This is a genomic window from Nonomuraea rosea (genome assembly GCF_039539705.1).
Taxonomy (GTDB): Bacteria; Actinomycetota; Actinomycetes; order Streptosporangiales; family Streptosporangiaceae; genus Nonomuraea; species Nonomuraea rosea.
In genome coordinates, this window is record NZ_BAABDQ010000034.1 from 113,242 (window position 1) to 137,952 (window position 24,711).

Sequence of the window (24,711 nt, forward strand, 5' to 3'; positions counted from 1 at the left end):
TGGGCCTTCCGCCACGTGAAGGCCCAGGCCGGAGCGTACTCACTCGCTCGAAGACACGACCAGGAAACGATCACCGGCGCGACGCGGCGGCCGACTCGATCCGGACCGCGAGACGGCTGCCCGCGTCAGAGAGCCTGTCCAGGCCCGCCTCGACGACACCGAGATGGACCAGGCCCGGATCGGGCACCGACTGGCCGAGGTCGTCGTAGTAGACAGCGATCACCCCGCTCACGGGCCAGAAATAGATGCCACCCGCGGAAGGATCATGAACCGTCGTGCCGCCCTCGGCGGTGAGCAGGCGCGGCAACCGGCCCGCCTTCGCCTGTCCCCACGCGTCCGTCATGTGCACGGTCAAGGGCAGCATCGCGGTGAACTGCCGCGACGGCGGCGTGTCGGTCAACGTCGCGGCGACGGCCTGGTCGCCGAACCGCAGCACCACCGGCATCCCCGATACGGCGCTCGCCGGGCCCGGCGATGACACCGGCAGCACGGGCCCGGTGTCATGCGGGTCTACTGAGAGTGAGCACTCAGTCAGGAGGCCGGCCAGCGAGGCGGTCAGCAGGCAGGCGGCCAGGCGGCGGGTCCAAGCGGTGTTGGATGCGATCACAACCTCGGTCATGGCATCCAGCACATCCGGGCCGACAGGGGTGCGGAAGTCACTCCTGATGGGTGTACCACCAGTGCATCCCACGTGCCCAGAGCTTGGCGTACCGTCGTGGCGTGGACAACCGGTCCGAAGTGCGCGCATTCCTCACCTCACGGCGCGCCAAGATCACCCCTGGGCAGGCCGGCCTGCCCGTCGCCGGGCAGCGCCGCGTCCCCGGACTACGGCGCAGCGAGGTCGCCGCCCTGGCCGAGATGAGCGTGGAGTACTACGCCAAGCTCGAACGCGGCCACCTGGCCGGAGCCTCGGTTGCCGTCCTCGACGCGATCGCCCGCGCCCTGCACCTGGACGACGCCGAACGCGCCCACCTGCTCCGCCTCGCACACGAGGCCGACGGCAGCAACGCCATCCTGCGCCGGCGCCGCCCCAAGCAGCCGACCGCACGGCCCAGCCTGCAATGGATGCTCGACACCATCACCACCGCCCCGGCGATCATCGGCAACAACCGGTCGGACCTGCTGGCCGCCAACCACCTGGGCCGGGCCATGTACTGCGACCTCTACGTCGATCCGACCGAGCCGCCGAACTTCGCACGCTTCACCTTCCTCGACAGTGCGGCCCATCGCTTCTTCCCCGACTGGGATCTGGCCGCCGACATGTGCGTGGCGAACCTGCGCACCGCCGCGGGCAAAGACCCGCGTGACAAGGGCCTGCACGACCTGGTCGGGGAGCTGTCCACCCGCAGCGATGACTTCCGCCACCGGTGGGGAGCACACAACGTCCGCACCCACGGCACCGGCGTCAAGCACTTCCACCACCACATCGTCGGCGCCCTCACCCTCGCCTACGAGAGCATGGACCTGCGCGCCGAGCCCGACCTGTCCATGACGATCTATACCGCCGAACCCGGCTCCCCGTCTGAAGATGCGCTCCGCCTGCTCACCTCCTGGGCCGCCACTCACGAGCACACCGACCGGTTCCAGGACACAGGCCGCCCGCCCGTCGAGCACACCTGACACAGCTCCTGCGACCAGCGCCGAGTCCAAAGGACCGGCTACGCCCCCACCTCCACCCTCCGCCAATCCCTGGACACCCAGCTCGACGCGCCAAAGCCGCCGACGTCACCCGGATCTTCTCCGAGAAGATCTCCACCCGCGCCGCCACGCGCCCCGAACTCGACAAGGCCGTCGCCCTGGCCCCGGAACTGCGGTCGGCCTTCCGGCCCCAGTAGGCGATCTTGAGCGGGGACGACGAACGACTTTGGGCCCCACCTGGCCGAGCCCTTGATCCGAAGATCCCGATGTCATGCAGCAGGATTGACGACGAGAAAGTGCCGTCACCCGAGGGTGCTACTGCTCGAAGACACGGTCGATGACGGCCTACTCGGGCGCTGCCGGGCAAGGACCTAGGGCGCGTATTGGGTTGTGATCAAGGGGTGGGTCGTGTGAGGTCTTTGATCCACATCATCGCGCCACGAAGGTGGAGGCCGGCGAGGTAGCTCTCAGGGGTCTTGTCGTAGCGGGTGGCGATGCCCCGCCAGGCCTTCAGCCTGTTGATCAGACGCTCGACGGTGTTGCGGCCCTTGTAGACGCCTGCGTCGTGGCTGACCGGCCGGCCGCCCCTGCCACCCTTCTTCTTCCGGTTGGCGACCTTGATGTGGCGTTTGTGCGGGTAGGCGCGATTGCCGCAGGAGGAGTAGGTCGGCGACCTGGGGTCCGATGGCGGCGGGGTCGGTGTGCAGGGTGCGGGCGAACCGGGTGACGACGTGCAGGGTGCCGGTGATGGCCTGCGGCAGCAGCTCGGGCGGCAGGTCGGAGCGCAGCAACCCTTCCTGCTGGCCGCGCTTGACCAGGGCGAAGACGGCCTGGTGCATACGCCGGGAGGCCGGGGGCGGTGACGGGCGGTGGGAGTCGCAGGGCTTACTCGTTAAGTGTTACACATCTGCCTCAGGTACTGGCCTAGTTTCTGCGGCATGTCCCCTCCACCGACAACGCGGCAAGCGCGTATCGACCCGGATCTGCTGAAGCTGGGCCTGGTATTGGTGCTCGGCATCGTGATGAGCATGCTCGACACGACCATCGTCAACGTGGCGCTGGACACCCTCGGCCGCGACCTCGGGGCCGGCCTTGCCACGGCCCAGTGGGTGGTCAGCGGCTACATGCTGGCCCTGGCCGTGGTGATCCCGGCCACCGGGTGGCTGACGGACCGGTTCGGCGCCAAGCGGCTGTTCGTGCTGGGCGTGGGCCTGTTCACCGCCGGATCCGGCCTGTGCGCGGCTTCCCGGGACGCGGGCCTTCCGGGTGGTACAGGGCGCGGCCGGGGCACTGCTGATGCCGGTCGCGCAGACCATCCTGGCCAGGGCCGCCGGGGCGGAACGGATGGGCCGGGTGATGGCGCTGGTCGGCGTGCCGGCGCTGCTGGCGCCGATCCTCGGGCCGCTGGCCGGTGGGCTCATCGTGGACCACCTGCCGTGGCGCTGGATCTTCCTCATCAACCTGCCGGTGGGCGTGGCGTCGGTGCTGATCAGCGTCCGGCGGCTGCCCGCGGGCCTGCTGGTGGCTCCGCAGGGGATCGGCACCGCCATCTCCATGCCGATCGCCGGCGCGCTCGCCGACAAGATCGGCCCCCGCCGCGTCGTGGTCACGGGGATGGTGCTGGTCACGCTCGGCACGCTGGTGCTGACCCAGGTGCCGGACGGCCTGCCGTCCTGGGCGGCGGCGTTCGCGCTGGTTGTGCGCGGGCTGGGATTCGGCGCGGCCATGATGCCGGCCATGGCGGCCGGTTACCGCACCCTGCCCGCCTCGGCCGCTGGGCACGCCAGCAGCGTGCTGCAGATCTTCTCCCGCGTCGGCGGCACCATCGGCGCCGCGCTGATGGCGGTGATCCTCACGCAGACCGGCGACTTCGGCACCGCGTTCTGGTTCGCCACGGGTATCACGGCCGTCGCTGCCCTGGCCTCCCTCCTGCTGCCCGGCAGCGGCACTCGTACCTCACATAAGGAGCAATGATGATCAGCACAGAGATCCACCTCGTCCGCCACCCCGAAGGCGAGCCCAGCCTTTCGGATTTCCGCCTGGTGGAGACCCCTCTTCCGCCCCTGCGGGATGACCAGGTGCTGGTTCGCAACCGGTGCTTCGCGCTCGCGGCCGTCATGCGCACGCTGATGTCCGGCGCCGACATCGGCATGCCGCTGGGCACCTACCGGCCCGGCCACGCCCTGTTCGGCTCGGCGCTGGGCGAGGTGGTGGACGCCGGGGACGCCGGCGTGACCGGCCTTCGCGCCGGCGATCTGGTGATGCACCACTACGGCTGGCGCGACTACGTCGTCGAGTCCGCCGCGCGCTTTCGCCCGGTGCCCGCCGACACGCTGCCCGATCCGGCCCTGCACCTCAACCAGGGGCTGACCGCGTACACCGGGCTGGTCCGGGTGGCCGCGATCCGCCCGGGCGACACCGTGTTCGTCTCCGGCGCCGCCGGCGCGGTGGGCACGATGGCCGGCCAGATCGCGCGGTTGAAGGGCGCCGGCCGGGTGATCGGCAGCGCCGGCTCGGCGGCCAAGCTGGGCCTGCTGACGGACCGGCTCGGCTACGACGCGGCGTTCGACTACCACGACACTCCGGTCGCGGACAGGTTGCGCGAGGCCGCCCCGGACGGCATCGACGTGTACTTCGACAACGTCGGCGGCGAGCAGCTCGCTGCCGCTGTGGAACTGGCCAGGCCCGGCGCCCGGTTCGCCCTGTGCGGCGCGCTGCGCGACCAGCTCGGCGGCACCAGTGCGGCGGTCGCGGTGGACCCGGTCGAGATGATCGGCAAGCGGCTCACCCTGGCCGGGTTCCACGTGGCCGACCACCGCGATCTGCAGGGGCCGTGGCTGGAGGACTTCGGCGGGTGGCTGCGCGACGGGCTCATCGAGGTGCCGCAGACGGTCGTGTCCGGACTGCAGGCCGCACCGGGCGCGCTGCTGTCCCTGCTGCGCGGCGAGTACGCCGGGATGGTCGTGGTATCCGTCCCTGAGCAGTAACCGATCGTACTCGAAGCACATCCCCGCCGCCCGTCGCGGACATCGCTGGCGGCGGGTCAGTGAAAGTACCCCGACTACGAAGAGGTGTCGTGTGGACGACGTGACAATCCCCTTTCCCATGCCACGGGCATGCCCGTTCAACCCGCCACCGCAATACGCGCAGCTGCGAGCCGAAACGCCTGTGCGCTGGGCCGAGCTCACCGGCGGCGCCACCGCATGGCTGGTGACCCACTACGAAGGCGTGCGCAGGGTGCTGACCGATCCGTGCTTCAGCGCCGACATCACGCACCCCGGATTCCCCTCGACCACACCGGAGTTGCTGCCCGCGCTGCGAGGAAACCGGTCGTTCGTCCGCATGGACCCGCCCGAGCATTCCCGCTACCGCAGGGCCCTCATCCCGGAGTTCACCGTCAGGCGCATCGAGGCCATGCGCCCCGGTATCCAGTCCGTCGTGGACGCGTTCATCGATGATCTGCTCGCCGGGGTCCCGCCCGTGGACCTCGTCGAGACCCTCGCAGTGCCCGTGCCGTCCATGGTGATCTGCCAGTTGCTCGGCGTGCCCTACACCGACCACGACTTCTTCCAGAGCTCGACGCGGACGCTGGTGTCCGCGTCGAGCTCGCCCGAGCAGGCCATGAGCGCGATGCGCGACCTGCACGGCTATCTGGACGAGCTGATCGGCAGGAAGCTACGCGAACCCGCCGATGACCTCCTCGGCCGCCTGATCGCCCGGCACCTGGAACCCGATGGCGAGCTGACGCGGCAGGATCTGCTCATGACCTGCCGGCTTCTGCTCACTGCCGGTCACGAGACCACCGCGAACATGATCACGCTCGGGACCGTCGCGCTGCTGGAGAACCCCGACCAGCTCGCGCTGCTGCGCGCCGACCCCGGGTTGCTGCCCGGCGCGGTCGAGGAGTTGCTGCGCTATCTCAGCATCGTCGACTACTTCCCGGCGCGGGTGGCGGTCGAGGACGTCGAGATCGAGGGCACGCGCATTCGCTCCGGCGACGGCGTCTTCGCCCTGCTGGCCGCGGCCAACTGGGACCCTGCCATGTTCGACGCTCCTGACCGGCTCGACCTCCGCCGCGGCAACCGGCGGCATCTCGCCTTCGGCAACGGCGTTCACCAGTGCCTCGGACAGAACCTGGCCCGGCTGGAACTGGAGATCGTGTTCAGGACGCTGTTCGAACGCATCCCGCGCCTGCGTCTGGCGGTACCCGCCGAGAGACTGCCGTACAAGGACGACACCCCGGTCTACGGTATGACCGAGCTACCCGTTACCTGGTGATCGACATGCCCGGCCGGGTGCTTCAGCGTGACGCAGGTCTTCGGCGTCGTTGTAAGGCCCTTGACCACTCTCTAGCTCCATACTGGATGTCATGCTTGGGCGGCTCGATGAGCAGCGGGAGATCGATGGTGTGCTCGGCCGTGCGAAGGCAGGCCTCAGCGGCGCTCTGTTCGTCACTGGAGACGCGGGCATCGGGAAGTCGGCGCTGCTTGACTACGCGGAGTCCACAGCAACCGGCTGGCGAGTGCTCCGCACCCGCGGGGTGGAGTCGGAGGCGGCCTTCCCCTTCGGGGCGCTCCAGATGCTGCTCCGCCCGGCGCTGAGTCAGATCGACAGGCTTCCCGTCGGCCAGGCGATCGCGTTACGCGGCGCCTGCCGGTTGACCACGTCGGCGATCTGCGACCGCTTCCTCGTCGGCCTGGCCGCCCTGACCTTGCTGTCGGAGCTGGGTGACGAGCCGGTCCTGTGCTTGATCGACGACACCCAGTGGATGGATCACACCTCGCTGGACGCGTTGACGTTGGCGGCCAGGCGGCTGTACGCCGAGGGCATCGCCATGATCTTCGCCGGCCGCGGTAGCGTGCCCGCGTACGGCATCGCGGAGCTGGCGTTGGACGGGATTGGCGAGGAAGCGGCGGCCGCGCTGCTGGCCGAGGATCTACCGCCCCAGGTACGCGGAAAGATCATTACCGAGGGGCGCGGCAACCCCCTGGCCCTGCTGGAGCTGTCGGCGCAGCTCACACCGCGCCAGCGAGAGGGCCGATTAAGTGGGTTACCGTCCTATGTCGACACCGGGGCACCGACCCGCCGGGTCCAGCGCGCCTTCCACGAGCAGATCATCGGGCTTCCCGAGGCCACCCAGACCGCCCTGCTGATCGTCGCCGCCGATGACACCGTGGAGCTGGCCGTGCTGCTGCGGGCGGCGAAGCGGCTCGGCTGCGACGCGGCGGACTTGGCGGCGGCCGAGCGCGCCACCATGATCCACGTGACGGCCGACGGAGCGGTGACCTTCCGGCATCCCCTGATCCAGAGCGCCGCCTATCACGCCGCGCCCTACTTCCGGCGCCAGGCCGCGCACCTCGCCCTGGCCGAGGTTCTGGGCGACAGCCACCCGGACCGGCGAGCTTGGCACCGCGCGGCCGGCAGGCCGGCGCCCGACGAGTGTCTCAGCCGGGAATTGGCGGGCGTAGCCATACGGGCGAGGTTTCAACAGGACGCCGCGGCCGCCTCAGCCGCGTTCGAGCGGGCAGCGGAGTTCACCGCCGTGCCCGGACGGCGTGCCGAACTGCTGCTGTCCGCCGCCGAGCAGGCGATGCACGCTGGGCAGCTCCCGCGCGTAGAACGGCTGGCCGCACGCGTCGAGGAGCCGGCGGACCCGGCCCGGTTGGCGCGAGTCAACGCCTGGATGTCTGGTGAACGCGGCGATCCGGGCCACGCGGCCCGCAGCCTGGTAGAGGGAGCCCGCAGGGTGGTCGACCCGGAGGTGGCCGCGAAGTTGCTGGGCGACGCGATCCGCGCCGCCTCCCTCGGTGGGAACGCGACGATCGCTCGTGAGGCGGAGGCCACCCTGCGTGCTCTCGCGCTGCCCGCTTCCGAGATGCTGCGCGGCATGGCCACGGTCACCCGCCTCATCGAGGGTGGCCTGGTCACGGACCTGGCCGACCTGCGTACAACGGCCGTCCAGCTCGCCACCAGCCCGGCCATGCTGCCGCTGGCCAGTTCGCTGAGTCTGGTGGCTGGCGAGGAGCGTACGGCTCGCGACCTGGCCGCGCGGTTCGTGGCCCGCTGCCGTGACCGCGGGTGGATCGGCGTGCTGCCAGACGCGCTGGCGTTGCTGGCCCAGGCCCAGCTGCTATGTGATCAGCATGCGGAGGCGGCCGCGGCGGCGCAGGAGGCGCTGGCCATCTCGTGTGACACCCACCAGCAGCATCGGGTCGGCCAGATCAGCGGGGTGCTCGCCTGGCTGGCCGCGGTTCGCGGTGACGGCCAGTCCTGTCTCGATCTGGCCGCACGGGCGAGTCGGGATGTGCCTTCCGTCCAGGCGATCGCCGCATGGGCCGTTGGCCTCCATCACCTGGCCGCCTGCCGCTGGGAGCAAGCCCGCGCGCACCTCATGGAGGTGTCGGCCAAGCACGCCATCGTGGGCTTGTTCGCGGCACCCGACCTGGTCGAGGCAGCAGTACGGAGCGGACGGCCCGCGGAGCAGGCGGCGCGCGGATTCGAGGAATGGGCCGCGGCGGTGGATCGGCCCTGGGCGACCTCCCTCGCCGCGCGACTCAAGGCCATCACAGCGAACCGCCAAGTTCACTTCGAGGAGGCGCTTGGCGTCGCGGCGGATCAGCCGTTCCAAACGGCCCGTACCCGCCTGCTCTACGGCGAATGGCTCAGGCGGGAACGCCGCCGTGGTGACGCCCGCCGGGAGTTACGGATGGCCCTGGATCTGTTCGATCAGCTCGGTGCCGGCGCATGGCGGGCACGGGCGAGCGCGGAGCTGGGCGCCACCGGTGTCACCGCTCCGCTGGCCGGGGGTCGGAGGGCGGAGTCCCTGACCCCGCGGGAACGGCAGGTCGCGCTGCTGGCGGCCGAGGGGCTGTCCAACCGGCAGATCGGTTCGCGGCTGTTCCTCAGCCCTCGTACGGTGGGCCATCACCTGTCGAATGCGTTCCGCAAGCTGGGGATCGCCTCACGGGAGGAGCTGGCCGGGGTGATGACGGATATGGCGCCCCCGTAGCACGCGCGGATGTAGGTCATGGCGGCAGATACAGGCATGATCGTCAGCGAAGTACCGTGCAGCCACCCCCCACCGAACGGAGTGCGCATGCACAGGTTCCGCAGACTCTGTATTGCCCTCATGGTTGTCCTCTCCACGATGGTCGTCATTGGACAACCCGCGCACGCCGCTCCAGGGAGGGCAGACGGGAAACGCGTCACCCTGCTGGTCCACGGCTTCGATCGAGAGGCCGACGTCAACTGCGCCGGCGGCTGGAGCTCCGCCAAGGACCTGCTGAACGCCAACGGCTGGGCCAATGTCTACACATTCGGCTACTACAACGGGGCCACCAACTGCGACCTGAGGGTCGATGGCACCACTGACACCCGCATCCAGGAAGTCGGCCGCCAGCTCGCCTGGACGGTCTATTACTTCTGGTCCAGCGGAGGGGTCGCGATCGACATCATGGCCCACTCGATGGGCGGGCTCGTCTCTCGGGCCGCGATCGAGGGAGTGCGCAGATACGGCGTCGCCTCCGTCTCCTCCGCCGACCTGCCCCAAGGGAAGTCGCTCGCGGACGTGAGCACCATGGCATGGCCCAGTGGCTGGCCGCCGTACCTGTACATCGAGGACATCGTGACCCTCGCCACCCCGCACAAGGGAATCAGCGGCGTACTGGAGGCATGCGCGCTCACGCACGAACAGTGCAGCGACATGCGCGAAGGAAGCGGCTTCCTGTCCTGGCTCGGCGGGCTGAAGTCCTCCGCGATGGGCACCGACTACACCCTGCTCGGCTCGGGCTATGACGACACGGTCAGCGGCGAATCAGCGGTGAAGAGCTGGGACAACGACGTCAGCCATGCCGCTGTGTACTACAAGGCCGCGGACGGTGACACGATCAGCCACACCGAGATGCGCAGCGAGAAGGCCACAGCGTTCGACGCCGTATGGCACAACCTGGGCGACACCGGCACCGGCTATTACAGTCCGCCACTCATCCAGGGCATGTATGGCCTCTACAACCACATGCTCTACTAGAGCGACCCGTACGGATCATGGGCATGGCTGGCCGGGCCGGGATGCGCCCCTGCTGCTCGGCCGGCCAGTCAGCGCAAGGCGGCGGTGAAGGTGCGGCCGTGGGTGTGGCGGGTCGTCGCCTGGATCAGGGTGCCGCCCGGCACGCGCCGAACAGGATGACGGAGACGCGGTCGCGTTTCATCGTGAGGGCCGGACAGGGCGACGACCGTGCGTGCGCCGGACTGGACGATGACCGAGGCGGGGCCGTCGATGAGCAGGCGCTCGGCGTGGCGCGGGCCGTCGGTGAAGACGTTGGCCCCTCAACTGCGTCACGCTCTGTTATCTGGGGTGGGAGGAAGCCGTCTGCAACGCAGCGTAAGCGACCTTCCGGGATGTCTCGTCGTTCCTTGCGTACGAGCTATCCGGGTTCTCGATCAGCTCAAAGCCGAGGGCTACCCCATGGTCGAAGAAGACGTCGCACGCCTGTCACCCTTCGTCCGCCAGCACATCAACGTGATCGGCACCTACTCCTTCGCCCAGCCTGATCTCGGCCCCGCCGGCGTCCGGCAGCTCCGCAACCCCGACGAGCCGGACTGGGAGGATGAGATTCTCTAGCCCCAGAGCCCAGTAGGTACTTTCGTGGGCTGGAAAACGGTGGTCTCTGGCGAGATCGACTGGACTGATTAAGACGGCGGCCGAGGGTCTTGCCGGAGGCCTTGGCGGCGGCGACGCCTTCGCGGGTGTTCTCGCTGATCATGTCGCGCTGGAACTCCAGGACGGCGGCCAGGACGGAGACCATCATTTGGTGCCGGGGTCGTCGCTGGCCAGGTCGATGCCGGACAGCAGCCCGGATTCGACGCGCAGGTGGAGGCCGCGGCGGATGAGCACTGGGCGAAGAGCGATGATGTCGGCGACGGAGCGGAACAGGCGGGCGGCGTCGGCGATGCGGATGGTGTCGCCCACGGCGGCCTCGTGCAGCAGTGTGGTGAAGCCCGCGCGGCCGAGGGAGAGTTGGCGGCTGGAGGTGGCGGGATTCCATTGGGACCAGGCTCGATCGGGGTGTTCACGAATAGGCCCGACCTGGGATGGAGGAGAGGCAAAGAAGATCGCTTCCCGGGATTGATGTGATCGCTTCCGGGACGCGGCTTCCATCTGCCTCATCCGCAGCCGTTCCAGCACGGCGTCGGGTCTGTGAAGTCAATCGGGCAGAAGGGCCCCGCGCCGTGCCCGGCGCGTGGCGGCCAGTCCTCCGGCCAAGCCGCTCACGGTGCAGACCAGCACCAGCCCGGCGTACTGCGGCGGGGAGTAGGCGAACCACGGCTCGCCGGTTGCGGCCTTGCGGAGCGTGGTGAGCGAAGCGGCAGCGATGCCCGTTCCGAGCAGCGTCCCGACACCTGTCACGATCAGCGTCTCCCAGCACACCATTCTGGTGAGCTGCCGCGGCTTGGCCCCCACAGTGCGCAGCAGCCGGATCTCTGCGGTCCGCTCGGCCATCGTCATGGCCGTCGCGTTGAGTACCGAGATGACGGTGTAAACCAGCGCCGGGCCCACCAGCATCAGGGCCGCCCACACCGCCGGCCCGGTACGGGTCACGCCCGCCGCCGCGTCGGTGGTCGTCACGGCGAACAGGAAGGTGCACGCCAGCGCCACGGTCAACATCACCGGAGACGCCGCCGACATCGCCCGGCGCGGCTGAGTGACCAGCGAGGACCTGGCCAGCATCCCAGCGCCCGGGTCGAGCCGGGCCGCCATGGCTCCGAGCAGCCACCCATCCCACGCAGCGCGACGGGGCCCAGCGCGGATGCGGCCACGCAGAGCACCATCGTCGCCCCCAGCGCGGTCGGAGCCGCGTCCTTCGGCTTGACCTGCGGCACGAGCCACAGCAGCACGGTGCCGACGGCCAGCGCCGCCGCTCCGGTGACGGCCCTGGTCCAGGGCAGCAGCCGCCGCTGCGCCGCGCTGTCCCGCAGCACTTCCAGCGGGCCCACACCTACAGCCTTGCGGGCCGCGGCCCGGGCCGCCAGCAGCGTCACCGCCGGCCCGACCACGAGCGCCACGATGAACGGCCCCGTCGTGACCTCCACCGGGATGCCCACTGGTGCCAGCCCGGTCATCCTCATGAACGCCGCCATCGCCGCAGCGTGCGGGACGGCCAGCACGCAGCCCGCCACGCTCGCCAGCATGGCCACCACCAGCGCCTCCGCCGTGATGAGGCGGCTCACCTGCCGCGGCGTCATGCCGACCGACCGCAGCAGCGCCCAATTCCTGCGCTGCCGCAGCACGTGCAGGCTCAACATGCCCGCGACCACGAAGATCGATACGAATCCCGACACCACGGCTGACATCACCAGCAACCCCATGACGCCGTTCAGCTCCTCGCGCGTGGCCGCGGCGGCGACCACCAGGCCGCTACCGCCGACCAGCGTCACGGCCAAGACCACCGCCACGAACGACGCGGCGAAGCTCATTCGATTGGCCCGTACGTTGTTCCAGGCCAGGACGGGTGTCACCGGCGGCCGCCCAGTCGCATGCCGATCTGGTCGACCGAGGGCCTGTCCAGGACGTCGACGATCTGCCCGTCGGTCAGCAACTCGCTCACGCGGGACGGGTCGGGCCGCCGCCTGGCCAGCCTGCTGGGCAGGATCACGTTCTGCCTGGCGGTCAGCGACGGCCTAGGTTGAACGCCTGGAAGATGACGCCGACCTGGTCGCGGCGCAGCACCGCCAGTTCCTTCTCCCTCAAGCGAGTGATGTCCTGCCCGGCGATGCGAACCGTGCCCGAATCTGGCCGGTCCAGCCCTAAGCGCACTGCAGCAGCGTGCTCTTGCCCGACCCCGACGGGCCCATCACGGCGGTGAAACTGCCGCGTGGGAAGGAGACGCTGACCTGCCGGAGCGCGGCCACCTCGGTTGCACCCTTTCCATATGTCCTGGTCACTTCCTCAAGGAGAACCGCGTGATCATTCATGATCAGCAGCGTGCCGGAACACGCGCACCCTAGCCGTCCGGTATCTCCCCGAGCGATCCCTGAGCCTGGCCGCACGCCTCCAGGGAAGTCCGGGCGCACTGCGACAATCAAGGGCGAGCAGGCCGTCGGGGTCGTGCCCTCGACCGCGGGGGGCGCTGAAGACACGGCCGGAGCGGCACAGTCTGGGGTGCTGAGGGTGCCAGGCAGGTGAGGCATGGGCATCCAGGCACGCGTCTGCCGGGGCGCGTCGAGCCGAACGCCACCACGGCCAGGACCGCGCCGCGAAGGCGGCGGGGTTGCCATTCGATCTGCCCCGGGGCGCGCTGAATCCTGTTCAGGGTGTCGGTTGGAAGCGGCGGAAGAAGAAGCGTTCGAGCCGGTTGAGCAGGCCCATGCGGTCGTGATGGCGGCCGACTCGCTCCTGGGTGCCGATCACCCGGAACCCAGCGCGGGCGTGCGGGGCGAGGCTGGCGGTGTTCTCGGGGAAGATGCCGGACTGGATCGTCCAGACGCCGGCGGCCTCGGTGAAGGCGATCAGGGCCTGCAGCAGGATGTGCCCGCCGCCGCGGCGGCGGGTGCCGGGATGGACATAGACCGAGTGCTCCACCACTCCGGCGCTCCACCTGCCCGCCCGGCGCCCGCCAGCGGCCCGGCCACGCCGCGAACCGCGCGAACTGCTGCCAACCCGGTGATACCAGTCACGCCGGCCATCGGCCAGTACCTGGGCCGCCGAACAGGCCGCCGAGCGTCAGCGCGCCCTCACCGACCGGCTCAGCGCCGCGCTAGACACCGTGAAGGCCGTTCGCCGGACGCCTGCTCGCCCACCTTCACCACTGTCATCGATCTACTCCCGCCAGTTCTACCCCCTCCGCCGCGGCGGACGAACCATGACCGACAGTCAGCGCCTGGCGGCTGAGGGACGTCACCGAAGAGGGACCGGGAGCGGTTGAGCAGTGCCGCACGGGATCCGGGTTGCCTTTACGCCGGTGACAGGGTTCTAGCATGCTCGGGTGAAGTTTGGAATCAGCTACAGCACGCCCCATTACGGGACCGATCCGGACAAGCTCGCGGCTTTCGCTCGGCTCGCCGAGGAGTGCGGCTTCGACTCGCTGCATCTGCCCGAGCACATTGTGCTCTATCCGGGTGCCATGGTGGGGCCTTACGAGATGCCGCCGTCGTTGCCGTACCTCGATCCGCTCGACTGCCTGTGTTTCGTCTCCGCCGCCACGGAGCGGATTCTGCTCGGCACCAGTGTGCTGTTGTTGCCGTACCACCATCCGGTGGCCCTCGCCAAGCGCCTGGCCACCGTCGATGTGCTGTCCAAGGGGCGGATGCGGCTGCTGACCGTCGGGCTCGGCGGGCTGCCTGGCGAGGCTCAAGCGGTGGGGGTGGACTACGCCTCGCGCGGACGCCGCGCCGACGAAGCCATCGACGTGCTGCGGCTGCTCTGGGCGGGCGGCGAGGACGGCGTCTCGTACGCCGGGGAGTTCTTCGCCTTCGACAACCTGTGCAGCTTCCCCAAACCGCACCGGGCCACGGACCTGCCGATCCACGTCGGGGGATCGAGCCGGGCGGCGGCGCGCCGGGCGGGCAGGCGCGGCGACGGCTACTTCCCCGGTGGCGCGCTGCACCCCGACGAGCGGGCCGTGCAGTGGGAGCTCGCCCGCGAGAGCGCCGCCGAGGCCGGCCGCGACCCCGAGACGCTGGAGTACACCCGCTTCGGATCGATCGACATGCCGGTCGAACGGGCTGCGGAGTTCGCCGCGCAAGGGGTGACTCGCGTCGTCGTGAACGCGAGCTCGACCGAAGCTGACGGGCAGCGCGAGGAGCTGACGGCGTTCGCCCGGCGGTTCGGCCTGCTCCAACCGTGAACTCGGCGACTGCCCCGCTTCCTTCGCCGCGCTGCTCTATGGCCACCGTCTGCTCGCCGAACTCACCGACCAGCCAGCTCTGATGCTCGGCTGCAGCTTGGGCGTCGCCACCGCCTACGCGGGCGCGTCCGGTCTTCTCGTCAAGGACATGGCCTGGACGACGTCCTCACCGCTGTCCTGGTCGTGGCCGGGACGCGACGCCCTGATCGCGCCGGGCGTCACCCGGCGGCTGATCGAGGCGTTCGCCGATCGGCCCGGACCCGATTCCGCACCGCGGGAACCGGAGGGCGTCACCGAGCGCGAACGTGAGGTCCTCACTCTGATCGCACGCGGCTTGACCAATGCGGAAATAGCTGCCGACCTGGTCATCAGCGTCGCCACCGTTCAGGCGTACGTGGGCCAGCGGCTGAGTGACCGGGCCCAGGTTGTCCTCCTCGCCTATGAGGCGGGCCTGGTGTCACCGTCGAAGTGATCAAACGACCGTCCGTCAATGCCCGCCCATCGCTGCGCCACCCGTCTCCTCCAATGCGGAGCACTGCCGAGATCGACTCGATCTCGGAGGCAGAATCCAGGTGTGAGGCGTGGTTGGCCGGTTGATCCGGTTCGCCGTGTTCGCCGACGCACTCACTCGGCCAGGGCATCGAAGACGTGAAGATGTACCGCGGCTTGGCCGGGTCGGGGGCGGGATTTGCCTTAACGTCAGTGTCAGGGTTGCACACTGTGCCGCATGATTTTCACGCAGGCAGAACTCGATTATCTGGCCGGACAACGCCTTGGCCGCCTGGCCACCGTTTCTCCCGCCGGGGACGTCCAGAACAACCCGGTGGGGTTCTTCGTGGACGCCGCCTCGGGCACGATCACCATCGGCGGGCACGCGCTGGGGGCGTCCAAGAAGTTCAGGAACGTCCAGCAGGGCAGCACCGTGTCGTTCGTCGTGGACGACCTGGCCTCGATGGATCCGTGGGTGGTACGTGGCATCGAGATTCGGGGCTCGGCGGTGGCCCTGACCGACCATGAGCCGCCGTTGCCGTACTTCTCGCGGGAGATCATCGAGATCACGCCCAGCATGATCATCTCGTGGGGGGTGGACGGGCCTCGGTCGAGCCGCAAACTGTGAAGCTCACCGGGAGAAGGTTGCACGAGCTGACGGCTCGTTCGAGGCCGATGAGCCTGGTCACGATACCCGCACGATTCTTGCCCGGAGATATCCATGAGCTTGTACACCGCTAAGAACATCGTCTGCCCTCCTGCCCGCTGCTGCCCTGGCCGCGAGGCCGGCACCAGCGAGCTTCTCCCAGGCCTGATGAGCGCGTCGACCCGGCGGGCGCCGTTGTTGACGGTTCGTGGGCAGGAGGGGCAGTGGTGAACCGCGGCTTCGTGCCGGGCGAGTCAGCTGTTCGCCGGGCGTTGCGTCGGGCCAGGGACGGGGTTGCCCTCGACCGGACCGAGGCCGAGACCTTGCTGCACGCCCGCGGATCTCAGCTGGAGGAGTTGCTGGTCGCCGCCTCTCGGGTGCGTGATGCGGGGCTCAACGCGGCCGGCCGGCCGGGGGTCATCACCTACTCGCGTAGTGTGTTCGTCCCGCTGTCCAGGCTCTGCCGGGACCGGTGCCACTACTGCACCTTCGCCACCGTCCCGGGACGGGTGCCCGCGGCGTTCCTCACCGAGGACGAGGTGCTCGCCATCGTCCGGCGGGGCGCCGAACTGGGGGTCAAGGAAGTCCTGTTCACCCTTGGCGATCGGCCGGAGGACAGGTGGGCCGCGGCACGCGAGTGGCTCGACGAAGCCGGTTATGCGGACACGCTCTCCTACGTGCGGGCGATGTCGGTCAAGGTGCTGGAGGAGACCGGCGTGCTCCCGCATCTGAATCCGGGCGTGCTGACCTGGACCGACTTCCAGCGGCTCAAGCCGGTGTCGGCGTCGATGGGCATGATGCTGGAGACGACCGCCACCCGGCTGTGGTCACAGCCGGGTGGCCCGCACTACGGCTCGCCGGACAAGGAGCCGGCCCTCCGGCTACGCGTGCTTCAGGACGCCGGACGCAGTTCGGTGCCGTTCACCACCGGGATTCTGATCGGCATCGGCGAGAGCCTTGCCGAGCGGGTCGACTCGCTGTTCGCGATCCGCAAGGTCGCCCGGCAGTACGGCGGCATCCAGGAAGTCATCGTGCAGAACTTCCGGGCCAAGCCGGATACCGCGATGGCGGGCATGGCCGATGCCACGCTTGAGGATCTGAGCGCGACCGTCGCGGTCGCCCGCTTGGTCCTGGGGCCGAAGATGCGCATCCAGGCGCCGCCGAACCTGATCGCCGGTGAGTTCGCGTTGCTGTTGCGGGCCGGGATCGACGACTGGGGCGGTGTGTCACCGCTGACCCCTGACCACGTGAACCCCGAGCGGCCGTGGCCGCATGAGGACGTGCTGGCCCGGCACACCCAGGCGGCGGGGTTCTCGCTGGAGGAACGGCTGCCGATCTATCCGGAGTATGTGCTGCGCGGGGAGCCGTGGCTGGATCCGCGCGTCGCCGGGCATGTGGCCGCGCTCGCCGACCCGGTAACGGGCCTGGCCGTGCGGGATACTCGGCCGATCGGGCGGCGGTGGCAGGAGCCGGAGGTCGCGCTGGTCTCATCCGGGCGGACCGACCTGCATGTGCGGATCGATGCCGAGGGCCGCGCGTCGGACCGGCGCGACGACTTCGACTCGGTGTACGGCGACTGGGAGGCGCTGCGGACTGAGGTGGCCGCCATGCCTGCCACGAGGTCGAGCCGCCCGGCCGGTGGGCTGCGCCGGGAATTCTCCGCGGCTCTGCTGCGTGCCGAGTCCGACCCGGGTGGGTTGTCTGATGAGGATGGCCTGATCCTGTTGTCCGCGGGTGCGGGTGCGGAAATCTCAGCGCTCGCGACGCTGGCCGACGACGTCCGCCGAGACGCGGCCGGCGACGAGGTGACCTTTGTGGTCACCCGGAACATCAACTTCACCAATGTCTGCTACACCGGCTGCCGATTCTGCGCGTTCGCGCAGCGGCGCACCGACAGTGACGCGTACACGCTGTCGCTGGAACAGGTCGGTCAGCGGGCGGAGCAGGCCTGGTCGGTCGGCGCGACCGAGGTGTGCATGCAGGGCGGCATCCATCCCGACCTGCCGGGAACCGCGTACTTCGACATCGCCGCCGAGGTGAAGCGGCGCGCGCCGGGCCTGCACGTGCATGCCTTCTCCCCGATGGAGGTGGTGAACGGCGCGTCGCGCACCAACCTGTCCATCCGCGACTGGCTGAGCGCCGCCAAGGCTGCCGGAGTGGACTCGCTGCCCGGCACCGCGGCCGAGATCCTCGATGACGACATCCGCTGGATCCTGACCAAGGGCAAACTTCCCACCTCGTCCTGGATCGAGGTCGTGACCACAGCCCACGAACTGGGCATCCCGACGACGTCGACGATGATGTACGGCCACGTCGACAACCCGGCGCACTGGATAGCCCACATCAAGCTGATCCGCGACATCCAGGCACGGACGGGCGGGTTCACCGAGTTCGTGCTGCTGCCGTTCGTCCACACGAACGCACCGCTCTACCTGGCCGGCATCGCCCGCCCTGGCCCCACCCATTTGGAGAACCGGGCCGTGCACGCGCTGGCCCGGCTGCTGCTGCACGGCCGGATCGCGAACATCCAGACGAGCTGGGTGAAGCTGGGCCCGGCTGGCGTGCTCGACGTGCTCCGCGGCGGCGTGAACGACCTGGGCGGCACCCTGATGGAGGAGACCATCAGCCGCATGGCAGGCGCCGAGAACGGCAGCTACAAGACGATCGCCGACCTCGAAGCCCTGGCGCACGCGGCCGGCCGCCCAGCACGCCAGCGAACGACCACGTACGGAGAAGTCGACGAGGAACGCCTGGCGACCGGACGCGAGCACGACGGCGTATGGCGGCCGAACCTGCTGCCACTGATCAGTGACTGACCGCAATTTCGCGAGATATCCGGCTGGTTGAGGTGGCGTGGAGCGTGGCGTGGATCTGATCGTGCCGATCAAGAACCTGGACCGGGCCAAGTCCCGGCTGCGTGGCGCCGTGCCCGCGCACCAGCACTCCGATCTTGTGCTGGCGCTGTTACTGGACACCGTGACGGCGGCCGTGCGGGCCGGTGGGGTACGCCGGGTCCTGGTGGTCTGCGAGGACGAACGGATCCCGCCGGCGTTGGCCGGCATCGGTGTCGAGTCCGTCTACGAGCGCGGCCTGCCCGGTCTGAACGCGGCCCTGAGGTTCGGCGCACAACACCTGCGCGCTGAAGGAAGCGCGGTCGGCGCGCTGCTGGCCGACCTGCCGGCGTTGCGTCCGGCCGACCTGTCCGCGGCGATCGAGGAGGCCGCCGGGCGTCGCACGTACTGCGCGGACCGGAATGGCATGGGCACCACGCTGCTGCTGGCCGCATTCGGGGAACCGCTTCACCCTCGCTTCGGCCCGGGATCCGCTGATGCGCACGCCGCCACCGGTGCCATGCGCATCGGCGGGTCGCTGGCGTCACTGAGCTGCGACGTGGACACCGAGGAGGACCTGGCCGTCGCCGCCCAGATCGGGCTGGGAAGGTTCGCCCTTGCGTTCCATCAAGAAATGGTGCGGCGGCCCCAACGGGTGGATGTCGGCTGAACCGACGACCGCGCCGGACATGCTCGGCACGAGCCGCCCCGAGGGCGCGCCAAGCAAAGCCGCCATCCGGCAGATGAACGAAACAACCAGTTCACCACGAGGAGGAACGATGACGGACGTGACCACCCTGACAGTAGGGGTGCTCGGCGGTACCGGCCCTCAGGGCAAGGGCCTCGCACTGCGCTGGGCCAAAGCCGGCATCAAAGTGATCATCGGTTCGCGGAGCGCGGAACGTGCCGCAACCGTGGCAGCCGAGATGGACGACGGCGTGACCGGCATGGGCAACCGGGAAACGGCCGCCGCCGCAGACGTCGTGCTCGTCGCGGTGCCGTGGGAGGGTCACGGTGAGCTGCTGGCGTCGTTGAGCAACGAGCTCGCCGACAAGATCGTCATCGATTGTGTGAACCCGCTCGGCTTCGACAAGCAGGGCCCATTCGCGCTGCCCGTCGCGGAGGGCAGCGCCGCGCAGCAGGCGGAGAAGCTGCTCCCGCGATCCCGGGTGACGGCCGCGTTCCATCACGTATCAGCCGTTCACCTGACCGACCTGTCGCTCACCGACGTAGGCATCGACGTGCTGGTGCTGGGCGACGACCGCAACGCCACCGACGTCGTGGGCGCCTTGGCGGACGCGGTGCCGGGCATGCGCGGCATCTATGGCGGACGGCTGCGTAACGCCCACCAGGTAGAGGCCCTGACCGCCAACCTCATTGCGATCAACCGCCGGCACAAGGCGCACGCGGGAATCCGCATCACCGACGTCTGACGATCTGCCGCCACCACGCCTCCGGGCCAGGGTGGCCGCCCGCTGACCAGCTACCACGTCGTCATCGAGACGATCGCCGCGACGACAACTGAGACCGGACTGAAGATCGACGCTGAGCTGGACACCGGCAGCTACCCACTGGGCACCGCCGTCACCCCCGCCGAGTTCCACGCCCTGCCGATCACACCCGGTGCGTTCCACGGCGACTGGAACTACACCCTGGCTCCCACCCCTCCCAGACCTTCCGAAGAAACCAAGACCCGCCGACCGATCGACGCGGCCCTAACCTGGATACTCACCGATCCGGTCCTGACCGGCATGCCGCGTGCGGACTTCGCGCACCTGGTGCAGATCTCGGAGCCCTACTGGGACGCGATGGCCGAGGCGTTCTTCCAGCGCCGTTTCCACCGCCCGCGCAGCTACCTCCATCCACAGACCAGCAGCCTGGATCACTTTCACCGGCTCCTGACCGCTTTACTCCGTCGCCGCAAGGCCGCGACCAGCACCCTCCTGGCCCACCTGCTGGGCGTCACGCGCACCAACCTGTCCAACCAGTTCCAAGATGGCCACCGGCTCCTCAACCTGCACAAGATCTCCGTCACGCCGATCCCAGGATCACCCGCCCGCACACTTGAGCAACTGCAAGGTCATATTGCGTCCACCGATGACCACCCTGCAGATCAACTCTGACAGTTATTTACGAACAAGTCCCGGGGAAGGTGACCAACTGCCAGATCGCGGTCAGCGTGCACGCGGTCACCGGCGCCTGCTCGGCCGCGTTGAACTGGCGGCTGTTCCTGCCGCAACGCTGGGACGACGCGCTGGCCGAAGACGCGGCCGAAACGGCAGCGATCGCCGAGCGGCGGCGGCGCTGCCGGATCCCTGACGATCAGCGACACCATCCCAAGTGGCAGCAAGCCCTGGAGATGCTCGATGAACTGGCCTCCTGGGGCCAGGTGCCACCGCTGGTGGTGGCCGATTCCGGCTACGGCGATGTGACCGCGCTGCGGCTGGGCCTGACCGGGCGCGGCCTGTCGTACGGGGTCGCTGTCAAGGGCGGCACCAGCGCGTATGCCGCCGATGTCGTTCCTGCTGGCTTCTGGCCGAATGGCCATCCGGCGAGAGCGAGCCCACCGACTACTGGCTGTCCACCCTGCCGGCCGACATGCGACTGCGGGAACTGGTCCGCCTGGCCAAGATCCGCTGGCGCATCGAGCACGACTACCGCGAGCTCAAGACCGGCCTGGGCCTGGCCCATCTCGAGGGGCGCTCCTGGATGGGATGGCATCGCCACGTCACCCTGGTCTCGGCCGTCCACCTGTTCCGCACTGAACTGCGGTTGACCAGCCCAAAAGCGGCTGGAGCGGCCTGACCTTCTACAAGATCTTGCACATGCTCCAGGTGTTGCTAGCCACCTGGAGCGGTCGTTGCCCGAGCTGCCACCAGCACCCGCCATAACAAACCAACAAAGTACTACTAGCCTTGGACGGGTCCGACGGCTTCGAAGACCAGGACGGTGGACTCGTCCGGGGTGTCGATCTGGAACGCGTAACACCCGGGAGCGCGCAGCCGGACATAGCCGGGGCGGTCGCGCCAGTCCCCGGCCGCCGGGTCCGGCGGGATGACGATCTCGTTCCGGAGCGGTTCCCCCTGCGTGCCGTCGAAGGCGACGGGACTGTCGCCGTCCAGCCGCCGCCCCTTGATGACGACGGGATCGCGCAGGTGCGGAGCGGCGAACCAGAGCACCTTCGCGCCACCCCAGCCGCTGTCCTCGAACAAGGTGCCCGGCCCGGCGGCGGTGTACTCCAGCACGGGCCCCATGACCGGCCGGGCCGGGCCCTCCCCGAGCATGTCGCCGCCAAGGGCGGTCGGCCGGGTCACCGTACGGGTGACCGGGCACTCACCCCCGGGGGCGACAGAAGGCATATCGGCCTGGCCGGGGGCACAGCCGACGAGGGCCGCGGCGGTCACCGCCCCGGCCATCGCCACGGCCATCGCCCGCGCCGGGCCGCTCAAGGCACCAGCACCCAGGCGAACGTCACGGTCACAGCGGCGAGCGACAACAGCCGCGCCGCCCGGAAAAGCACGCTCCGCCCCCTGATCTCGAAGTCGCCGATCTCCGAGGCGTTTCGGCCGATCGGCGCCACCAGGTAGGGGATCGCCCGCGCGCTCACGAACGCCAGGACCGCCGCGAGCGCCAGGAACACGTCCCCGGTCACCACCGGAATGGCCAGAGCGACATGGAACACAGCGTACGGGGCGTCGGTCAGGAAGCCGAAACCGAGCGCCCTGCCCCACCGCGTCACCGCGTCGGCATTGTTCATGTTGACGAACTCGGTCGGCACCAGCCACCGGAAGGACATTTTCCGGTGCCAGCCGCCCACCCATTCGCTGAACGTGAAAGCGCCGAGCAGCACGGCCACCGCGACGTTTCGTGGTCCCTGACCCAATGGCAGCAACCACGAAAGGGCGGACAGTGACATGACCACGACAGCGAGCATTCCGGCGCCGATGGCCAATCCACCGACGAATCGGGGAATGGTATTACGTGGCGACGCGTACAGCGTGCCGGCCGCGTTCATTCCTCAAGCGGTGGCGAAGGAGAGCACGCCGGCGACACCAGCGAGCACAATCGTGAAATACGTCATGGACGCCTTTCTGCGGACCGGCCCGGCTCAGTAGTGGGTCGTCGACTTGCAGCCACAGACGTAAGTGCCGTTGCAGGCGATGGGACCGATGATGCTGGAGATGCAGTCCCGGCACCGGTGCCGGTTGGGGCTCGTGCCGGTGTACCACCAGCCGCTGCTGTAGGGACAGACGTTGCAGCCGCGGTCATAGCTGGGCGTACAGGTGGCCCGGCCGCTCGGGCAGGCGGAGCTCGCGCCGCACCCCGAGCAGTACCTGCCGTACGGCGGGTAGCAGGTGCCGTGGGCGAAGGCGGGCTTGGCGTTCACACCCATGACGATGCTGGCCACGGCGGCCGCCACGGCACCCGACTTGCCGAGGAACTTGCGCCGCCCGATCCGTCTTGTGGCCTTCGCGGCGCCTAACTGGAATTTCTCATCACGCGACGTTTTCATGTACCGCCTCCTTGTCGAAGTCGACCCGCTGAACCGGGGCGAGCATGTCGATGAGTCGTCCGCGGCTGTTGAGCAGCCCCTTCGAGACGATGAGCCCACGCTGGTCGACGACGAACGCGAAGGGGCTGACGTCGACGTCGAACGTCGTGGCGAGGTCCTCCGTCGCCACGACGACGGGGCCCAGGACGCCGCGCTCGCCCGCGTAGGTGACGATGTCCGCCAGGTCCGAGCCGAACAGGAAGTTGACGACTCGCAGGTCGTAGTGGTCTTCGAGGTAGCGGATGTCCGGGTAGATCTCCGCGCACTCGTGGCAGGTGGTGGACCCGAAGAAGACGAGCTGGAGTCGCTGATCATGAAGGTCCACCGCGGCACCGGTCCGCGCGTCGACCAGGTCGAGCGCCGGCAGTTTCCGGCCGACGGAGATGCCGCTGTCGTCGGCGCCTCTGGCGCTGCCCATGACCATCAGCCCGAGCTGCCGGAACAGCACCGCGGTGAGGATCAGGTTGACGGTGGTCACGATGAGGCAGACGGCGACGATCACTATGCCCAAGGCTGACATGTCTCGCTGTTTCCTTTCACGCCTCGCTGTCGGCGGGTTTCAGGTCGGGGAAGCCCTGGAACCAGGGCCGATAGCGGTCGGCCCGCTGCCGGTACGCCCGCAGGACCGGCCGGTAGACAGGCATGATCACCATCGCGTGGAAGAGCACGACCGCCATCGCGCCGAACACGAGAACGCGCGCCGCCAGGTCGGGAGGGGCCGCGGCGGTGTAGGCCACGCCACCGGCGAACACGGCGAGAGCCAGGTTGACGAAGCCCAGGGGGAAACCGAGACGTCCCGAGCGGGACCGGCCCCAGCAACCGCAGTCAGCCCGGCCGCGCCGGGCTCGCAGCCACAGGACCGCGAGGCCCATCACCGCGTACAGGCCGGAGATCGCGTACAGGGCCGCGGGCGCGCCCGACAGGACGAGGGCGAGGCAGGCGAGCGCCTGTACGACGGTCAGCGTGTGATCGACCGGCGCGGACAGGATCCCGCGAGGGCGCTCGCCCCAGACCAGGTCCCAGCCCTTGGCGAGGGCCGAGGCGAGCAGCGGGGCGGACACGAGCAGGGCGAGGAGATAAGAGGTCATCTGGCGCGTGTCAGAGGACGACGAGAGTCGTGGTGACCTGCGTGGTGAGCAGCTCGTCGGCCGCCGGTTGCGTGGCGACGACCTCGGCGACCCGGCGAAGCGTGGCGAGGTCCTCGATGCGGCCGATGACCGGCGCCTCGGGCTGGATGCTGCTGACGTCGGAGAGGAAGACGGCGAGCTGCGGGCTGGCCGGCAGCGTGCCGTCGGCGCCGGTGCACAGGACCACGTCGCCGGCCCGGTAGGACGCCCCAGGGCTCGCGTGGCGGTCCACCTCGGGGGGTGCCGCCGCGTCCTGCGCGGCAATGGCGGTCTTCGTCTTCTTCGGCGTCTCGGCGTGCCACTGTTTCAGGACGCCCGCCAGGGCCGGCGCGCCGACCTGGATCTGCAGGAGAAATTCAGGAGCGTATCTGGTGATGATGGTGGTCACCGGCTCGGCGGTGTCCGCGTTGAGCCGGGCGGATAACTCGGCGAGTTTCTGCGCGCGGCGGATTTTGAGTGTTCCGATCGGTTGACTTTGCTGCCCTGTGCTCATACGACTCCGCTCGGCCTTACCTATGGGAGGTGCCATGGTGCACATGTGTAAATGAGCTGGTGGATGAGGTCGGGAACCCCGCGAACAAGCCAA

General features: G+C 69.2%; 28 protein-coding genes and 5 pseudogenes. 17 read left to right on the top strand and 16 right to left on the bottom strand.

The window, feature by feature from the left end:
* Positions 1-70: 70 nt before the first annotated feature.
* Positions 71-619, bottom strand: coding sequence for a cyclophilin-like fold protein (locus ABEA43_RS49205; protein WP_345573017.1), 549 nt, complete (start codon positions 617-619; stop codon positions 71-73).
* Between the two features lie 101 nt (positions 620-720).
* Between ABEA43_RS49205 and ABEA43_RS49210 the strand changes: the two genes are divergently transcribed.
* Entirely contained in the window at positions 721-1,620 is a 900-nt protein-coding gene (locus tag ABEA43_RS49210; RefSeq protein ID WP_345573018.1) for a helix-turn-helix domain-containing protein, read from the top strand.
* A gap of 412 nt (positions 1,621-2,032) precedes the next feature.
* Here the strand turns inward: ABEA43_RS49210 and ABEA43_RS49215 are convergent.
* Positions 2,033-2,353, bottom strand: a pseudogene (locus ABEA43_RS49215) (hypothetical protein); the annotation flags it as partial.
* 313 nt (positions 2,354-2,666) lie between these two features.
* On the opposite strand from ABEA43_RS49215, the pseudogene ABEA43_RS68365 reads away from it, so the two are divergent.
* The 7 genes and pseudogenes from ABEA43_RS68365 to ABEA43_RS49245 all read left to right on the top strand — a co-directional run.
* Positions 2,667-2,822, top strand: a pseudogene (locus ABEA43_RS68365) (MFS transporter); the annotation flags it as partial.
* A 112-nt stretch (positions 2,823-2,934) separates the two neighbouring features.
* The gene (locus tag ABEA43_RS49220; RefSeq protein WP_425570548.1) at positions 2,935-3,612 is read left to right on the top strand and encodes an MFS transporter; all 678 of its coding nucleotides are present in this window, start codon (positions 2,935-2,937) and stop codon (positions 3,610-3,612) included.
* Positions 3,609-4,625, top strand: a complete 1,017-nt coding sequence (locus ABEA43_RS49225) for a zinc-binding dehydrogenase (RefSeq protein ID WP_345573020.1) — start codon at positions 3,609-3,611, stop codon at positions 4,623-4,625. Before ABEA43_RS49220 ends, ABEA43_RS49225 begins: the two co-directional genes overlap by 4 nt.
* A gap of 118 nt (positions 4,626-4,743) precedes the next feature.
* Entirely contained in the window at positions 4,744-5,916 is a 1,173-nt protein-coding gene (locus tag ABEA43_RS49230) for a cytochrome P450 (protein WP_345573021.1), read from the top strand.
* Positions 5,917-6,007: 91 nt separating this feature from the next.
* Positions 6,008-8,647 (top strand): helix-turn-helix transcriptional regulator, encoded by a 2,640-nt coding sequence (locus tag ABEA43_RS49235; RefSeq protein WP_345573022.1) that lies wholly within the window; start codon positions 6,008-6,010, stop codon positions 8,645-8,647.
* 120 nt (positions 8,648-8,767) lie between these two features.
* Complete coding sequence (locus ABEA43_RS49240; RefSeq protein WP_345573023.1) at positions 8,768-9,664, top strand: esterase/lipase family protein; 897 nt, start codon at positions 8,768-8,770, stop codon at positions 9,662-9,664.
* A gap of 249 nt (positions 9,665-9,913) precedes the next feature.
* Complete coding sequence (locus ABEA43_RS49245; RefSeq protein ID WP_345573052.1) at positions 9,914-10,258, top strand: Tn3 family transposase; 345 nt, start codon at positions 9,914-9,916, stop codon at positions 10,256-10,258.
* On the opposite strand, the gene ABEA43_RS68370 is transcribed toward ABEA43_RS49245, so the two are convergent.
* Genes ABEA43_RS68370 through ABEA43_RS49280 form a run of 8 tightly spaced genes read right to left on the bottom strand, consistent with a single transcriptional unit; the run spans position 10,152 to position 13,219 of the window.
* Positions 10,152-10,445 (bottom strand): recombinase family protein, encoded by a 294-nt coding sequence (locus tag ABEA43_RS68370; RefSeq protein ID WP_425570549.1) that lies wholly within the window; start codon positions 10,443-10,445, stop codon positions 10,152-10,154. The genes ABEA43_RS49245 and ABEA43_RS68370 overlap by 107 nt on opposite strands.
* The gene (locus ABEA43_RS49250) at positions 10,442-10,822 is read right to left on the bottom strand and encodes a recombinase family protein (protein ID WP_345573024.1); all 381 of its coding nucleotides are present in this window, start codon (positions 10,820-10,822) and stop codon (positions 10,442-10,444) included. Before ABEA43_RS49250 ends, ABEA43_RS68370 begins: the two co-directional genes overlap by 4 nt.
* Positions 10,823-10,840: 18 nt before the next feature.
* Positions 10,841-11,302: an FtsX-like permease family protein gene (locus ABEA43_RS49255; RefSeq protein ID WP_345573053.1), complete on the bottom strand. Its 462-nt coding sequence runs from the start codon at positions 11,300-11,302 to the stop codon at positions 10,841-10,843.
* Positions 11,302-12,153, bottom strand: coding sequence for an FtsX-like permease family protein (locus tag ABEA43_RS49260; protein WP_345573025.1), 852 nt, complete (start codon positions 12,151-12,153; stop codon positions 11,302-11,304). The genes ABEA43_RS49255 and ABEA43_RS49260 overlap by 1 nt, the downstream gene beginning before the upstream one ends.
* Entirely contained in the window at positions 12,150-12,290 is a 141-nt protein-coding gene (locus ABEA43_RS49265; protein ID WP_345573026.1) for a hypothetical protein, read from the bottom strand. The genes ABEA43_RS49260 and ABEA43_RS49265 overlap by 4 nt, the downstream gene beginning before the upstream one ends.
* Before the next feature lie 14 nt (positions 12,291-12,304).
* Positions 12,305-12,451: a hypothetical protein gene (locus ABEA43_RS49270; protein ID WP_345573027.1), complete on the bottom strand. Its 147-nt coding sequence runs from the start codon at positions 12,449-12,451 to the stop codon at positions 12,305-12,307.
* Positions 12,442-12,912 (bottom strand): ATP-binding cassette domain-containing protein, encoded by a 471-nt coding sequence (locus tag ABEA43_RS49275; RefSeq protein WP_345573028.1) that lies wholly within the window; start codon positions 12,910-12,912, stop codon positions 12,442-12,444. Before ABEA43_RS49275 ends, ABEA43_RS49270 begins: the two co-directional genes overlap by 10 nt.
* 31 nt (positions 12,913-12,943) lie before the next feature.
* A complete protein-coding gene (locus tag ABEA43_RS49280) occupies positions 12,944-13,219 on the bottom strand; it encodes a GNAT family N-acetyltransferase (RefSeq protein ID WP_345573029.1) in 276 nt (91 codons plus the stop codon).
* Between the two features lie 400 nt (positions 13,220-13,619).
* Here ABEA43_RS49280 and ABEA43_RS49285 point away from each other — a divergent pair, with 400 nt between their 5' ends.
* From ABEA43_RS49285 to ABEA43_RS49320, 9 genes and pseudogenes are all read left to right on the top strand, one after another.
* The gene (locus ABEA43_RS49285) at positions 13,620-14,480 is read left to right on the top strand and encodes a TIGR03619 family F420-dependent LLM class oxidoreductase (protein WP_345573030.1); all 861 of its coding nucleotides are present in this window, start codon (positions 13,620-13,622) and stop codon (positions 14,478-14,480) included.
* Positions 14,481-14,562: 82 nt separating this feature from the next.
* Positions 14,563-14,952, top strand: coding sequence for a helix-turn-helix transcriptional regulator (locus ABEA43_RS49290; protein ID WP_345573031.1), 390 nt, complete (start codon positions 14,563-14,565; stop codon positions 14,950-14,952).
* A 255-nt stretch (positions 14,953-15,207) separates the two neighbouring features.
* A complete protein-coding gene (locus ABEA43_RS49295; RefSeq protein WP_345573032.1) occupies positions 15,208-15,597 on the top strand; it encodes a PPOX class F420-dependent oxidoreductase in 390 nt (129 codons plus the stop codon).
* Positions 15,598-15,842: 245 nt separating this feature from the next.
* Positions 15,843-18,431 carry a bifunctional FO biosynthesis protein CofGH gene (locus tag ABEA43_RS49300; RefSeq protein ID WP_345573033.1) on the top strand — a complete coding sequence of 863 codons (2,589 nt, stop codon included), beginning with the start codon at positions 15,843-15,845 and terminating at the stop codon, positions 18,429-18,431.
* Positions 18,432-18,480: 49 nt separating this feature from the next.
* Complete coding sequence (cofC, locus tag ABEA43_RS49305) at positions 18,481-19,116, top strand: 2-phospho-L-lactate guanylyltransferase (RefSeq protein ID WP_345573034.1); 636 nt, start codon at positions 18,481-18,483, stop codon at positions 19,114-19,116.
* Between the two features lie 109 nt (positions 19,117-19,225).
* Entirely contained in the window at positions 19,226-19,879 is a 654-nt protein-coding gene (gene npdG / locus ABEA43_RS49310) for an NADPH-dependent F420 reductase (protein ID WP_345573054.1), read from the top strand.
* Positions 19,880-19,912: 33 nt separating this feature from the next.
* Positions 19,913-20,508 (top strand): annotated as a pseudogene (locus ABEA43_RS49315) (ISAzo13-like element transposase-related protein); the annotation flags it as partial.
* A 117-nt stretch (positions 20,509-20,625) separates the two neighbouring features.
* A pseudogene (locus ABEA43_RS68375) lies at positions 20,626-20,955 on the top strand (transposase); the annotation flags it as partial.
* Between the two features lie 5 nt (positions 20,956-20,960).
* A pseudogene (locus ABEA43_RS49320) lies at positions 20,961-21,251 on the top strand (transposase); the annotation flags it as partial.
* Between the two features lie 104 nt (positions 21,252-21,355).
* Here ABEA43_RS49320 and ABEA43_RS49325 read toward each other — a convergent pair.
* The 6 genes from ABEA43_RS49325 to ABEA43_RS49350 form a co-directional block, all read right to left on the bottom strand.
* Positions 21,356-21,895 carry a hypothetical protein gene (locus tag ABEA43_RS49325; protein WP_345573035.1) on the bottom strand — a complete coding sequence of 180 codons (540 nt, stop codon included), beginning with the start codon at positions 21,893-21,895 and terminating at the stop codon, positions 21,356-21,358.
* Positions 21,892-22,461 carry a hypothetical protein gene (locus ABEA43_RS49330; RefSeq protein ID WP_345573036.1) on the bottom strand — a complete coding sequence of 190 codons (570 nt, stop codon included), beginning with the start codon at positions 22,459-22,461 and terminating at the stop codon, positions 21,892-21,894. Before ABEA43_RS49330 ends, ABEA43_RS49325 begins: the two co-directional genes overlap by 4 nt.
* Positions 22,462-22,554: 93 nt before the next feature.
* Positions 22,555-22,959 (bottom strand): twin-arginine translocation signal domain-containing protein, encoded by a 405-nt coding sequence (locus ABEA43_RS49335; protein ID WP_345573037.1) that lies wholly within the window; start codon positions 22,957-22,959, stop codon positions 22,555-22,557.
* Positions 22,943-23,518: a TlpA family protein disulfide reductase gene (locus ABEA43_RS49340; protein WP_345573038.1), complete on the bottom strand. Its 576-nt coding sequence runs from the start codon at positions 23,516-23,518 to the stop codon at positions 22,943-22,945. Before ABEA43_RS49340 ends, ABEA43_RS49335 begins: the two co-directional genes overlap by 17 nt.
* Positions 23,519-23,534: 16 nt before the next feature.
* Complete coding sequence (locus ABEA43_RS49345; RefSeq protein WP_345573039.1) at positions 23,535-24,086, bottom strand: hypothetical protein; 552 nt, start codon at positions 24,084-24,086, stop codon at positions 23,535-23,537.
* 10 nt (positions 24,087-24,096) lie between these two features.
* Positions 24,097-24,618, bottom strand: coding sequence for a hypothetical protein (locus ABEA43_RS49350; protein WP_345573040.1), 522 nt, complete (start codon positions 24,616-24,618; stop codon positions 24,097-24,099).
* Positions 24,619-24,711: the final 93 nt, after the last annotated feature.